Annotated in this window: 13 protein-coding genes; 11 read left to right on the top strand and 2 right to left on the bottom strand. The window is 64.3% G+C overall.

What is annotated here, in order from left to right; genetic code table 11:
- The first annotated feature begins 32 nt into the window (after nucleotides 1-32).
- The 7 genes from B2W55_RS15765 to B2W55_RS15735 all read left to right on the top strand — a co-directional run bounded on the left by B2W55_RS15765 (nucleotide 33) and on the right by B2W55_RS15735 (nucleotide 7,043).
- On the top strand, nucleotides 33-1,688 hold the full coding sequence (locus B2W55_RS15765) for a nitrite/sulfite reductase (protein ID WP_024581907.1): 1,656 nt from the start codon (nucleotides 33-35) through the stop codon (nucleotides 1,686-1,688).
- On the top strand, nucleotides 1,675-2,190 hold the full coding sequence (locus B2W55_RS15760; RefSeq protein ID WP_024581908.1) for a DUF934 domain-containing protein: 516 nt from the start codon (nucleotides 1,675-1,677) through the stop codon (nucleotides 2,188-2,190). Before B2W55_RS15765 ends, B2W55_RS15760 begins: the two co-directional genes overlap by 14 nt.
- Nucleotides 2,187-2,915 (top strand): phosphoadenylyl-sulfate reductase, encoded by a 729-nt coding sequence (locus tag B2W55_RS15755; protein WP_024581909.1) that lies wholly within the window; start codon nucleotides 2,187-2,189, stop codon nucleotides 2,913-2,915. Before B2W55_RS15760 ends, B2W55_RS15755 begins: the two co-directional genes overlap by 4 nt.
- Before the next feature lie 270 nt (nucleotides 2,916-3,185).
- Nucleotides 3,186-4,175, top strand: coding sequence for a sulfate ABC transporter substrate-binding protein (locus B2W55_RS15750; protein ID WP_024581910.1), 990 nt, complete (start codon nucleotides 3,186-3,188; stop codon nucleotides 4,173-4,175).
- A gap of 49 nt (nucleotides 4,176-4,224) precedes the next feature.
- Nucleotides 4,225-5,031 carry a sulfate ABC transporter permease subunit CysT gene (cysT, locus tag B2W55_RS15745; protein ID WP_080890839.1) on the top strand — a complete coding sequence of 269 codons (807 nt, stop codon included), beginning with the start codon at nucleotides 4,225-4,227 and terminating at the stop codon, nucleotides 5,029-5,031.
- Nucleotides 5,032-5,041: 10 nt separating this feature from the next.
- Nucleotides 5,042-6,004: a sulfate ABC transporter permease subunit CysW gene (gene cysW / locus B2W55_RS15740; protein ID WP_244442223.1), complete on the top strand. Its 963-nt coding sequence runs from the start codon at nucleotides 5,042-5,044 to the stop codon at nucleotides 6,002-6,004.
- Nucleotides 5,994-7,043 carry a sulfate/molybdate ABC transporter ATP-binding protein gene (locus tag B2W55_RS15735; RefSeq protein WP_024581913.1) on the top strand — a complete coding sequence of 350 codons (1,050 nt, stop codon included), beginning with the start codon at nucleotides 5,994-5,996 and terminating at the stop codon, nucleotides 7,041-7,043. Before cysW ends, B2W55_RS15735 begins: the two co-directional genes overlap by 11 nt.
- A 22-nt stretch (nucleotides 7,044-7,065) precedes the next feature.
- Here B2W55_RS15735 and B2W55_RS15730 read toward each other — a convergent pair whose 3' ends face one another.
- Nucleotides 7,066-7,536 (bottom strand): YybH family protein, encoded by a 471-nt coding sequence (locus B2W55_RS15730; RefSeq protein WP_024581914.1) that lies wholly within the window; start codon nucleotides 7,534-7,536, stop codon nucleotides 7,066-7,068.
- Nucleotides 7,537-7,738: 202 nt separating this feature from the next.
- Here B2W55_RS15730 and B2W55_RS15725 point away from each other — a divergent pair, with 202 nt between their 5' ends.
- From B2W55_RS15725 to B2W55_RS15710, 4 genes are all read left to right on the top strand, one after another.
- A complete protein-coding gene (locus B2W55_RS15725; RefSeq protein ID WP_024581915.1) occupies nucleotides 7,739-8,236 on the top strand; it encodes a CAP domain-containing protein in 498 nt (165 codons plus the stop codon).
- 142 nt (nucleotides 8,237-8,378) lie between these two features.
- Nucleotides 8,379-9,548, top strand: a complete 1,170-nt coding sequence (locus B2W55_RS15720) for a DUF3734 domain-containing protein (protein WP_024581916.1) — start codon at nucleotides 8,379-8,381, stop codon at nucleotides 9,546-9,548.
- Between the two features lie 12 nt (nucleotides 9,549-9,560).
- Nucleotides 9,561-10,349 (top strand): 3-hydroxybutyrate dehydrogenase, encoded by a 789-nt coding sequence (locus B2W55_RS15715; RefSeq protein WP_024581917.1) that lies wholly within the window; start codon nucleotides 9,561-9,563, stop codon nucleotides 10,347-10,349.
- Between the two features lie 116 nt (nucleotides 10,350-10,465).
- Nucleotides 10,466-10,861 (top strand): MAPEG family protein, encoded by a 396-nt coding sequence (locus tag B2W55_RS15710; protein ID WP_024581918.1) that lies wholly within the window; start codon nucleotides 10,466-10,468, stop codon nucleotides 10,859-10,861.
- 11 nt (nucleotides 10,862-10,872) lie between these two features.
- Here the strand turns inward: B2W55_RS15710 and B2W55_RS15705 are convergent, their stop codons facing one another.
- Nucleotides 10,873-12,267 (bottom strand): oligosaccharide flippase family protein, encoded by a 1,395-nt coding sequence (locus tag B2W55_RS15705; RefSeq protein ID WP_029879252.1) that lies wholly within the window; start codon nucleotides 12,265-12,267, stop codon nucleotides 10,873-10,875.
- Between the last annotated feature and the right edge of the window lie 219 nt (nucleotides 12,268-12,486).

The following is a 12,486-nucleotide window of genomic DNA, read 5'->3' as shown; positions in this document are numbered from 1 at the left end:
CGGCACAAGACGCGTTGTAAGGCTTATCGAACATGTATGCATATGACGAACTCGACCGCACGCTGATCAACGAGCGTGTTTCGGAATTTCGCGACCAGGTGAAGCGCCGCCTTTCCGGCGAGCTCACCGAGGACGAATTCAAGATCCTGCGCTTGCAGAACGGCGTGTATTTGCAGCTGCACGCCTACATGTTCCGCGTCGCGATCCCCTACGGCACGCTGTCGTCGAAGCAGCTGCGCCGCTTCGCCCACGTCGCGCGCCGCTACGATCGCGGCTACGGCCATTTCACCACCCGGCAGAACATCCAGTTCAACTGGATCAAGCTCGCCGAGCTGCCCGACGCGCTGGCCGATCTCGCCGAGGTCGGTATCCACGCGATGCAGACCTCCGGCAATAATATGCGCAACGTCACCTCGGACCAGTGGGCCGGGGTCGCGCCGGGCGAGATCGAGGATCCGCGGATCTGGTCGGAGCTGATCCGCCAGCACACCACGTTGCATCCGGAATTCTCGTTCCTGCCGCGCAAGTTCAAGATCGCGATCACCGCGTCGGAGCATGACCGCGCCGCGATCAAGATCCACGACATCGGCCTGCGGCTGCACAAGAATGCCGACGGCGAGACCGGCTTCGAGGTGCTGGTCGGCGGCGGCCTCGGCCGCACGCCGTTCATCGCCAAGACCATCAAGCCGTTCGTCTCCGGCCGCGATATCCTGAGCTACATCGAGGCGATCCTGCGGGTCTACAACCAGTACGGCCGCCGTGACAACATCTACAAGGCGCGTATCAAGATCCTGGTGCACGAGCTCGGCATCGAGAAATTCGCCAAGGAAGTCGACGAGGAGTGGAAGGCGATGGGCGATGTCGGGCTGACGCTCGATCATGCCGCCATCGAGGAGGTCCGCTCGCGCTTCTCCTACCCGGCCTACGAAAAGCTGCCGCACATGCCGGACGAGCTGAAGCAGGCCGCGCATGATCCGCTGTTCGAGCGCTGGCGCAAGAACTCGGTGTTTCCGCACAAGGTGCAGGGCTACTCGATCGTCGTGCTGTCGCTGAAGCCGGTTGGCGGCCCTCCGGGCGATGCCACCGCCGAGCAGATGGACGCGGTCGCCGACCTCGCCGACAGATATTCGTTCGGCGAGATCCGCGTCGGCCACGAGCAGAACCTGGCGCTGCCGCACGTCGCCAAGCGCGACCTGCCTCAGCTGTTCAAGGCGCTCGACCGTCTCGGCCTCGCGACGCCGAACGTCAACCTCGTCACCGACATCATCGCCTGCCCGGGGCTTGATTACTGCTCGCTGGCCAATGCGCGCTCGATCCCGATCGCGCAGGAATTGACGCGGCGCTTCGCCAACCACGACACTGCGGACCTGATCGGCCGGCTGCACATCAACATCTCCGGCTGCATCAATGCCTGCGGCCATCACCATGTCGGCCACATCGGCATCCTCGGCGTCGAGAAGAACGGTGAGGAATTCTACCAGATCACGATTGGTGGCCGCGCCGACGAGAACGCGCAACTGGGCACCTTGATCGGCCCGGCCGTTCCCTATGCGGAGGTCGCCGACGTGATCGAAGACATTGTCGAAGCCTATCTCGCGCTGCGCGACCGTCCCGAGGAATTGTTCGTCGATACGGTGAAGCGTCTGGGCGTCGAGCCGATCAGGGAGCGGGTCTATGCCACTCGTTAAGCAGGGAAGACTGACCACGGACCCGTTCGTCCACGTCGCCGACGGCGCCGAACTGCCGGGCGATGGCGCGGTGCTGGTGAGTGCCGAACGGTTTCTCGCCGATCCCGAGGCGCTGCTGCGCCGCGCTGGCAAGGTCGGCGTGATCTGGCCAAACAACCGCGCGCTCGACGAGTTGGTGCCGCATCTCGATCGCCTTGCCACTGTCGCGCTGGTGTTCCCGACCTTCCGCGACGGCCGTGCCTACAGCCAGGCGCGCCTGCTGCGCGAGCGTTATGGCTACGACGGCGAGCTGCGCGCCACCGGACAGATCCTGCGCGACCAGTTCGTGTTCATGACCCGCGCCGGCTTCGATGCCTTCGAGGTCAAGAAGGACGCCGACGCCGATGCCTTCGCCGCGACCATGCAGCGCTATTCGGTGTTCTACCAGCCGACCGGCGACGGTCGCGTCACCGCACTCAACCGCCGCATGCAGCTGCGTCACTCGGAGAGCGCGGGCCAGTGAGCACGCTTGCACCAGAGCTCGCTACGACGCCGGCCGCATTGCCCGCGGCCGACGCGCTCGATCGTGCCTTGCGGACGGCTTCGCCCGCCGAGGTGATCGCTGCGGCGCTGGAGACCGTCGGCCGCGAGAAACTGGCGCTGGTGTCGTCGTTTGGCACTGAATCCGCTGCGCTGCTCAAGGTGATGGCGGATGTCGATCCTGCGATCCCGGTGGTGTTCCTCGATACCGGCTGGCTGTTCGAGGAGACACTGGCCTATCGCGACACGTTGATCGCCACGCTCGGCCTCACCGACGTGCGTTCGATCAAGCCCGACGAAGAGGTGCTGGCGCGCCAGGATGCGGATCGCGAATTGTGGTTCACCGATCCCGACGCCTGCTGTCGCATCCGGAAGGTGGAGCCGCTGGCGCGGGCGTTGAAGCCGTTCTCTGGCTGGATCAACGGCCGCAAGCGGTTCCAGGGCGGTGCCCGCACCGAGATCCCCGTCGTCGAGGACGACGGCGTCAGGCTGAAATTCAATCCGTTCGCCAACGTCTCCCGCGAGGAGATCGAGGCGATCTACGCGCTCGGCAGACTGCCGCCGCATCCACTTGTCGCATCGGGATATCAGTCGGTCGGGTGTATGCCTTGCTCGAGCCGGTCCGCAGCCGGCGAGGATGCACGCGACGGCCGCTGGCGTGGCCGGGCGAAGACGGAATGCGGCATCCATACGATGAAGCTGTCGTAGGGCTTAATCCGGAACGGTGCGAAGCGGCATCCCTTGCGACAAGCGTGAAGCGTTTGCGCGGAGATCATGCTCCGAAAGAAGCGTTCGGTCGCGGTGCTGGTTCATCGCGATTTGGTGACGCGACAAAGCCTTCGCAGCGCGGCTGCTTCGTAGCACAAGCGCGCTGCGCCGCTGAAAACAAAGAAAACCGGTTTCGTTGACTTAAGGCCACTTCACCGTGAGTTATGTCTGGCGTGTTCCCTGACATTCTCAGGTTGAATGGAGACCAAAATGATCCGTCGTATGCTGCCGCTGGTCGCGGGACTGTTGTGGGCGAGTTCGGCCTTCGCGGCCGACTATTCGCTGCTCAACGTGTCCTATGATCCGACGCGCGAGCTCTATGTCGATTTCAACAAGGCGTTCGCCGCGGCCTATCAGAAGGAAACCGGCAAGAGCGTCGAGATCAAGCAGTCGCATGGCGGCTCGGGCTCGCAGGCGCGCTCGGTGATCGACGGATTGCAGGCGGATGTGGTCACGCTGGCGCTCGCCTACGACATCGATGCGATCGCGGGCAAGGGTCTGCTCGCCACGGACTGGCAGAAGCGGTTGCCACTCAACGCGTCGCCCTACACCTCGACCATCGTGTTCCTGGTGCGCAAGGGCAATCCCAAGGGGGTCAAGGATTGGGACGATCTGGTCAAGCCGGGCGTTGCCGTGATCACGCCGAACCCGAAGACCTCCGGCGGTGCGCGCTGGAACTATCTCGCCGCCTGGGGCTATGCGCAGAAGAAGTTCGGCTCCGCCGACAGGGCGAAGAAGTTCGTCGCTGACCTCTACCAGAACGTCCCGGTGCTCGACACCGGCGCGCGCGGCTCGACCGTGACCTTCGTCGAGCGCGGTGTCGGCGACGTGCTGCTCGCCTGGGAGAACGAGGCCTTCCTGGCGCTGCGCGAATTCGGTCCGGACAAGTTCGAGATCGTGGCGCCGGCGCAGTCGATTCTGGCCGAGCCGCCGGTCGCCGTCGTCGACACTGTCGCCGACAAGAAGGGCACCCGCGCGGTCGCCGAAGCCTATCTGAAGTACTGGTACACCAAGGAAGGCCAGGAGATCGCCGCCCGCAATTCCTACCGGCCGCGCGATCCCGAGATCGCCAAGGAGTACGAGAAGTCCTTCGCCAAGGTCGAACTTTTCACCATCGACGACGTTTTTGGTGGTTGGACCAAGGCGCAGAAGGAGCACTTCGCCGAGGGCGGCATCTTCGATCAGATCTACAAGAACTGATGAACATGCAGGGGGAATCGTGAGCACAGCGGTTGCGCGGCGCAGTACCCTGCCAGGGTTCGGTCTCACCATGGGACTGACCCTGACATGGCTCTCCGTCATCATCCTGATTCCGCTGGCCGCGCTGTTCCTCAAGACATCAGAGCTCAGCTTCGATCAGTTCTGGAGCATCGTCACCAGCCGCCGCACGCTGAACGCGCTGAAGATCTCGTTCGGGCTGTCGTTTGCGGCCGCTTGCGTCAACCTGGTGATGGGCACCATCATCGTCTGGGCGCTGGTGCGCTATCGCTTTCCCGGCCGGCGGCTGTTCGATGCCATCGTCGATATTCCCTTTGCGTTGCCGACCGCGGTCGCCGGCGTCGCGCTGACGCAATTGTTCGCGCAGAAGGGTTGGCTCGGCGCGCCGCTCGCCGAGCTCGGCATCAAGGTCGCGTTCACGCCGATCGGCATCTTCATCGCGATGATCTTCATCGGCATTCCCTTCGTGGTGCGCACGGTGCAGCCGGTGCTGATTGATCTCGATCCCGAGATCGAGGAGGCGGCCGCGAGCCTTGGCGCCAATCGCTGGCACACCGTGTTTCGCGTCATCCTGCCGAGCCTGATCCCGGCGCTGCTCACCGGCTTTGCGCTCGCCTTCGCCCGCGCCATCGGTGAGTACGGTTCGGTGATCTTCATCGCCGGCAATCTGCCCAACGTCTCCGAGATCGCGCCGCTGCTGATCGTGATCCGGCTGTCCGAGTTCCGCTATGCCGATGCGACCGCGATCGCGGTCGTGATGCTGGTGGCCTCGTTCCTGATCATCTTCCTGATCAACCGGCTGCAACGCTGGGCGCAAGCCCGCATCCCCGTGCATTGAGGCCCCAAAGATGTCGATGCAGACGGGATTGGCGACCTCGACGCCGCAACTGCGGACCTATCCGGTTGCGACCGACGTCAGCGTCGCCGCGCCGGCGCCGCTGCGCGAGATCGCGCGCGTGGAGCCGAGCAGCGCGCAACGCAATTTGCGCACCGAGCCCGGCCCGATCCGCTTCATCATCATTGCGCTCGCGATCGCCTTCCTCAGTGTGTTCGTCGTGCTGCCGCTCGTCGTGGTGTTCGCCTCCGCCTTCTCGAAGGGCGTCGGCGCCTATCTCGCGGCGCTCGCCGAGCCTGAGGCGCTCGCGGCGATCAGGCTGACACTGCTGATCGCCGCGATCTCGGTCACGCTCAACCTGGTGTTCGGCGTGCTCGCGGCCTGGGCGATCTCGAAATTCGAGTTCACCGGCAAGACCTTCCTGATCACGCTGATCGACCTGCCGTTCTCGGTGTCGCCCGTGATCTCGGGCCTGGTCTTCGTGCTTCTGTTCGGCGCGCAGGGCTATTTCGGGCCATGGCTACAGGCGCACAACATCCACATCCTGTTCGCGGTGCCGGGCATCGCGCTGGCGACGATCTTCGTCACCTTCCCGTTCGTGGCCCGCGCGCTGATCCCGTTGATGCAGGAGCAGGGCACCCAGGAGGAGGAGGCGGCGATCTCGCTCGGCGCTTCCGGCCTGCAAACGTTTTTCCGTGTCACGCTGCCCAACATCAAATGGGGCCTGCTCTACGGTGTCCTGCTCTGCAATGCGCGGGCGATGGGCGAGTTCGGCGCAGTGTCGGTCGTGTCAGGTCATATCCGCGGCGAGACCAACACGATGCCGCTGCTGGTCGAGATTCTCTACAACGAATATCAGTTCGTCGCGTCGTTCGCGATCGCATCGCTGCTGGCGATGCTGGCGCTGATCACGCTGGTCGTGAAGACCATCCTCGAACGGCGTCTGGATGAAGGTGAGGCCGCCGATGGCGATTGAAGTCACAAATATCGTAAAACGGTTCGGCAGCTTTGCCGCGCTCGACAATGTCGATCTCAGGGTTGCCGACGGCGAACTCCTGGCGCTGCTCGGCCCGTCCGGCTCCGGCAAGACCACGCTGCTGCGCATCATTGCCGGCCTGGACTGGCCTGACTCCGGCGAGGTCGCGATCGACGGCGAGAACGCGCTGTCGCGCGGCGCCAGCGAGCGCCAGGTCGGCTTCGTGTTCCAGCATTACGCGCTGTTCCGCCACATGACCGTGTTCGAGAACGTCGCCTTCGGCTTGCGGGTGCAGCCGCGCGCGATCCGCAAGGACGAAGCGACGATCCGCGCGCGCGTCAAGAACCTGCTCGACCTGGTGCAACTCGATTGGCTCGCCAACCGCTATCCGAGCCAGTTGTCCGGCGGCCAGCGGCAGCGCATCGCGCTGGCGCGTGCGCTCGCGATCGAGCCGCGCATCCTGCTGCTCGACGAGCCGTTCGGTGCGCTCGATGCCAAGGTGCGCAAGGAGCTGCGGCAGTGGCTGCGCTCGCTGCACAACGAGATCCACGTCACCTCGATCTTCGTCACCCACGACCAGGAGGAGGCGCTCGAAGTCGCCAACCGCGTCGTGGTGATGGACAAGGGCAAGATCGAGCAGATCGGCTCGCCGGGCGAGGTCTATGACAATCCGGCGACCGCCTTCGTGCACGGTTTCATCGGCGAATCCATCGTGCTGCCGGTCGATGTCGCGGGCGATGCGGTGCGGCTGGACGGCCGGCCTCTGAACATTCCGGCGCTCGGCGCTGCATCCGGCGCGGCAAAGCTGTTCGTCCGCCGTCACGACATGGCGGTCGGTCCGGCCGGCGCCGGCGCACTCGAAGGCGCCATCCGCCACGTCCGCTCGTTCGGTCCGATCCAGCGCGCCGAGGTGACGCTGTCGGGCAGCGAGGGCAAGACGGTGATCGAGATCGACGCCCCCCGCGACCGTGAATTGCAGGCCGGCGAGATCGTCTCGCTACAGCCCCGCCGCTACCGGATCTTTGCCGCGCAGGACTAGAACGAGCGACAAGGGCTCACGGTCAACGCGCCTTGACCGGGCGGTTGCCATGGCTGTCCTGCGGCACGCCACGTTGCAGCGACATGTGGGAATGAATGCCGAGCCAACGTCCGTCGGTCTGCCGCGCGAGGATGATGGTCGCTCGTCCCGGCCGATCGAACCGGCTACCGTCCGCACGGAAGCCGGTGCTGGTCCAGGGCGTGATCACGGTCGCCATGTTGCCGTCGCCGCTCATCAGCACCGCGGTATTGTCGAGGTCGAAGGCAAAGTCCGCCGTACGCGGCCAGACATTGTCCCATTGCGTCTCGGTCCAGCGCGCGAGGCCGCGGATCAGTTCCTGGTAGGTGCCGAAGGCGATGATGTCGGGATGCCAGAACGGACGGGCGGCGGCATAGTCCACGGCCCGGACGCAGGCGGCGAACCGCTCGAGCCAATCGAAGATCGCGCGCGTCGCGCTCGAATCGGCGATCGGCAGGGCTGCTTGCTGGCTCATGACCTTCCTCAACCCGACGATTACGTTAGGCCGACCGAGCCAGAAACGCGCAATGGTGTCAACGGGATGGCCATAACCCGGATGACGCCACCGGAAGCTACCCGGCAATGCCGGCATTTGGCTGTCAAAAGTTAGCCCCTGTTCACCATTCAGCCACGGTTGGTATGCAACAACGGCGGGCCAACTTTGGGGGTTCTCACGAGTGAAACGGACGACGGTCGCCCTGTTCGGGCTTCTGGTGCTTGCCGGCTGCGGCACAGAGACCAAAATCCCGGAAGAACCGGCCATGTATCTCAACATGGCGCAGCCCGGTGCCGTGCTGGATAGCCAGGCCGCCGCGATCATGTTTTCGCAGTACCGCCAGAACAACGGCCTTGGCGTCGTGGTGGTGGATCCCGCGCTGACCAGGCTCGCCGAGCAGCAATCGCAGGCGATGGCCGCCCGCAACAAGATGGATCACGACGTGAAGGCCCCGCTCGGCAAGCGGCTCGAGGCCGGCGGCTATCCCGCGACCGTCGCGGTCGAGAACATCTCGGCCGGCTATCACACGCTCGCGGAAGCGTTCTCTGGGTGGCGCGATTCACCGCCGCACAAGGCCAATATGCTCAAGAGCGGTGTCACAAAAATGGGCATCGCGGCCGTCTATGCTCCAAACACCAAATACAAGGTGTTCTGGACGCTCATTCTGGCAGCAACCTGATTTCGATAAATTCCGCGTGATCCAAGGCATGATCCGGAAAAGTGGATCATGCCCAAACAAGACCCGCTCATCTCGCTGATTGACGGCGCGGCGAACAGCCGCCACGGTGCGGCTCAAGTCATTTCTGACCGAACGGTTACGGATGGATACTTCGGATTCCGCGCCGGCCTCGACGCCCGCGCAAGCGCAGCGGGTGCTGGTTCTCCAGGGCGGCGGGGCGCTCGGCTCCTACCAGGCCGGTGCCTTCCAGGCGCTCTGCCACGCGGGCTTCGAGCCGGAATGGATCGCCGGCATCTCGATCGGCGCCATCAATGCCGCGATCATCGCCGGCAACGAGCCGGACAGGCGGGTGCCGCGGTTGAAGGAATTCTGGGAGATGGTGTCGGCGCCGGTGCCGTGGAACCCGGTGTCGAAGCATGAGCGCGCCCGCTCGCTGTTCAACGAGACCTCTGCTGCGATCATCGCGACTTTCGGCGTGCCCGGCTTCTTCACGCCGCGGATTCCGCCGGCGCCGCTGTGGCCGCCCGGCAGCTCGCAATCGCTGAGCTATTACGACACGGCGCCCCTGAAGAAGACGTTGGAGCGGCTTGTCGACTTCGATCGCATCAACGACCTGAAGACGCGCCTGTCGGTCGGCGCGGTCGGCGTCACCTCCGGCAACTTCTGCTATTTCGACAATTACGAGTTCAAGAAGCTCGGTAAAAAGATCGGTCCCGAGCACATCATGGCCTCGGGCGCGCTGCCGCCGGGCTTTCCCGCCGTCGTGATCGAGGGCGAGCATTACTGGGACGGCGGCATCGCCTCCAACACGCCGCTCGATTTCGTGCTCGACGAGGAGACCAGCCGCGATCTGCTGATCTTCCAGGTCGACCTGTTCAGTGCGCGCGGGCCGTTGCCGGAGACGCTGCTGGAGGCCGCCGAGCGCGAAAAGGACATCCGCTATTCCAGCCGGACACGGATGAACACCGACAAGAACAAGCAGGTCCACAATGCCCGCATGGCGGTGCGCGACCTCATCAGCAAGCTGCCCGATTACCTGAAGAACGATCCGTCGGTCGAACTGCTGCGCAAGGCGTCGAAGGAGAACACCGTCACGGTGGTTCACCTGATCTACAAGAGCAAGAACTACGAGAGCTCCTCGAAAGATTACGACTTCTCCCATGTTGCGATGGTCGAGCACTGGGGCGCGGGCGTCCGCGACGTGCATTTGTCGATGCGTCACAAAGAATGGCTAGAACGGCCACAGTCCGGGGAAACCATGGTGACTTACGATCTGACGGGGGATGAACCCGAAGCCCCCGCAGGCAAATAGGAGCGACCGATAATGGGTACATTGACAGGCAAGACCGCCGTTGTGACCGGCTCGACCAGCGGCATCGGATTGGCTTACGCACGCGCCTTCGCGGGCGCCGGCGCCAATATCGTCCTCAATGGCATGGGCGTTCCGGCCGACATCGAGAAGGAACGTTCCGGCATCGAGACCGATTTCAAGGTCAAGGCGGTGCATTCGCCGGCCGACATGACCAAGCCGGCGGAGATCGCCGAGATGGTCGCGCTCGGCGAGAAGACCTTCGGTTCGGTCGATATCCTGGTCAACAATGCCGGCATCCAGTTCGTGTCGCCGATCGAGGAATTCCCGCCGGAGAAGTGGGAAGCGATCATCGCGATCAACCTGTCGTCCGCGTTCTACGGCATCCGCGCCGCGGTGCCCGGCATGAAGAAGCGCGGCTGGGGCCGCATCATCAACACCGCCTCGGCACATTCGCTGGTGGCCTCGCCGTTCAAGTCGGCCTACGTCTCGGCCAAGCATGGCATCGCCGGACTCACAAAGACCGCGGCCCTCGAGCTCGCGCAGTTCAAGATCACCTGCAACTGCATCTCGCCGGGCTATGTCTGGACGCCGTTGGTCGAGCACCAGATTCCGGAGACCATGAAGGCGCGCAACATGACCAAGGAGCAGGTCATCAAGGACGTGCTGTTGGCCGCGCAGCCGACCAAGGAGTTCGTGACCTCGGAGCAGGTTGCGGCGCTGGCGCTGTTCCTGTGCGGCGACGATGCGGCGCAGATCACCGGTGCCAACCTCTCGATCGACGGCGGCTGGACCGCGGAGTAAGGCGGCGATCTTCGGTCGGCGAACGCGGCGTTCAGCGCCGCGTTGCCGGATCAGTCGAAAGACGAAAAGGCGGCTCTGATTGATCAGAGCCGCTCGCGTCAGGCGAGGGCTCTTGCATGACCACCGAGCTCGCCACGCTCGCTGCCGGCATCGTCTTCGGTATTGCCCACATCATTGTCACTGCGCATCTGCAGAGCTGGCAACGCGGCTATCACTGGACCGCGAGCTCGCGGGAGCAGAGCGTTCCGCCGCTCACAGGCCTCGCCGGGCGGGCCGAGCGCTCGCTCCGAAATTATCTCGAGACCTTTCCATTCTTTGCCGCTGCGATCGTGCTCGCGGCCATGGTGGGCGCGCACAATTGGCTGACATTGTCGGGCGCGCAGCTCTACCTCTGGGGCCGCATCGCCTACACGATCCTGTACGCAGCTGATCTGTCGTTGGCGCGTTCGATGATCTGGAATGTTCCCACGATCGGCATCCTGATGACCGTGGCCGGATCGTTCCTGAAGTGAACCGCAAGGCGCTACGCCGCCGGCTGTCGCTTCCCGAATGCCAGCACGTGCAGCCCGAGGCGCGAGCGCACCACGACGAACAGCAGGATCGTCTCGAAGGTCAGCGAGAGCGAGGTCGAGGCGGCTGCGCCCATGCCGCCGTAGCGCGGCACCAGCGCGATGCAGAGCCCGACATTCATGAAGAACGACACCGCATAGGCGGTGGCGCAGATATTCTGGTGGCCGAGCATGTTCAACAGCCGCTCCACCGGCCCGATCGCCGAGCGCACCACGAGCCCGATCGCGGCCACGAACATGATGCTGTAGCCGTCGACGAATTTCGGGCCGAACAGCCACAGCAGCGGCTTGCCAAACGCGAGCAGGGCGACCGTTGCAAACAATGAGGGCCAGAACGTCCAACTGATCGCGTGCGTGACATAGGCTGCCAGTCGGTCCTTGTCGCCGAGTGCGTTGTACTCGGCGAAACGGTGCGCCGTCGTCGCCGACATCGCATAGTGGACGAACGACACCAGTGCCAGCGTCTTCACCACGGCGAAATAGATGCCGACTTCCTCCGAGGAGCGGAATTGCTGTAGCATCAGCACGTCGGTGTAGCCGAGCAGCAGATAGAAGCTCTCGACCAGCATGATCGGCAGTGAGATCGCGAACCAGCCCTTGACGTCGTAGGTCTTCTCGCCTGGGCCGAGATGGGCTTTGAGGCGGCGGTTCAGCACGATCATCTGGCCGATCGCCGCGATGTAGACCGCCGCGGCGCTCGCGATCATCGCAACCGTCGCGCCGAGATTGAGGCCGAGCGCCAGCGCGCCGGCGGTCAACGCGATGATCAGCCCTTGCCGCACGATGAATTGCGGCATCAGGCCGAGCTGCATCCAGTCATGCGCGCGCGAGATGCCGTCCTGGGTGTTGGCGACCACGAAGGGCGGCAGCGTCAGGCAGCCGATATAGAGCGGCACCACCGCGTTGGGATCGATCCAGGGCGATGCGAGGTGGATTACGCCGGCGAGCAGCAGCGCCACTGTGCTGGACGCGGCAAGCACCACCCAGCGGCCGCCGGAGAGGAAGCCGCGCAGCGCGGCAAGGTCGCCGCGCGCGCGATATTCCGGGATGATCTTCTGCGAGGACGGCGCGATGCCGAAATCCATCGTGCTGCCGAGCAGCAGCACCCAGGTCCAGACATAGACATAGATGCCGTAGTCCGAGCCGCTCATCCAGCGCGCCAGCAGGATCTGCGCCAGATAGGCGATCGCGGCGCTGATGACGCGGATGACGAAGATCATGCCCGCGAGGCGCTTGGTGACCGACGCCTCCTTGGTGCCGCCGAGCAGGCGCGCGAGGAGGTCCCGCACGCGAGCGGCCGGGCCCGCTGGCGCGGAGGTTGCGGCAGAGGATTCGGATCGTGTCTCCATCACAGCCAAGGCGGAAAATTCCTAAAGCGCCGCAAGGCGGCAATGGCCACCGATCTATCAACGAAACGTTAAGATTGGGTTGGGTGAGCGATGTTCCCGTCGTCCCGGCGAAAACCAGGACCCCTTAGCCACAAATGTCTATTTGCGGGCACGCCGTGGCCCCGGCCCGCCTCAAACGGCCGCCGCGGAGTATGGGTCCCCCTGAGTTCACAAACGAAG

This window comes from Bradyrhizobium sp. UBA2491 (assembly GCF_002341725.1).
In the GTDB taxonomy this organism is placed as follows: Bacteria; Pseudomonadota; Alphaproteobacteria; order Rhizobiales; family Xanthobacteraceae; genus Bradyrhizobium.
The sequence above is the reverse complement of the archived record's forward strand: the minus strand, read 5'-3'. Positions and strand labels throughout refer to the sequence as shown.

Coding starts and splice junctions, on each gene's coding strand:
- B2W55_RS15765 (WP_024581907.1), top strand. CDS start 33: ATGTATGCATATGACGAACTCGACCGCACGCTGATCAACGAGCGTGTT.
- B2W55_RS15760 (WP_024581908.1), top strand. CDS start 1,675: ATGCCACTCGTTAAGCAGGGAAGACTGACCACGGACCCGTTCGTCCAC.
- B2W55_RS15750 (WP_024581910.1), top strand. CDS start 3,186: ATGATCCGTCGTATGCTGCCGCTGGTCGCGGGACTGTTGTGGGCGAGT.
- cysW (WP_244442223.1), top strand. CDS start 5,042: ATGTCGATGCAGACGGGATTGGCGACCTCGACGCCGCAACTGCGGACC.
- B2W55_RS15735 (WP_024581913.1), top strand. CDS start 5,994: ATGGCGATTGAAGTCACAAATATCGTAAAACGGTTCGGCAGCTTTGCC.
- B2W55_RS15730 (WP_024581914.1), bottom strand. CDS start 7,536: ATGAGCCAGCAAGCAGCCCTGCCGATCGCCGATTCGAGCGCGACGCGC.
- B2W55_RS15720 (WP_024581916.1), top strand. CDS start 8,379: ATGGATACTTCGGATTCCGCGCCGGCCTCGACGCCCGCGCAAGCGCAG.
- B2W55_RS15715 (WP_024581917.1), top strand. CDS start 9,561: ATGGGTACATTGACAGGCAAGACCGCCGTTGTGACCGGCTCGACCAGC.
- B2W55_RS15710 (WP_024581918.1), top strand. CDS start 10,466: ATGACCACCGAGCTCGCCACGCTCGCTGCCGGCATCGTCTTCGGTATT.
- B2W55_RS15705 (WP_029879252.1), bottom strand. CDS start 12,267: ATGGAGACACGATCCGAATCCTCTGCCGCAACCTCCGCGCCAGCGGGC.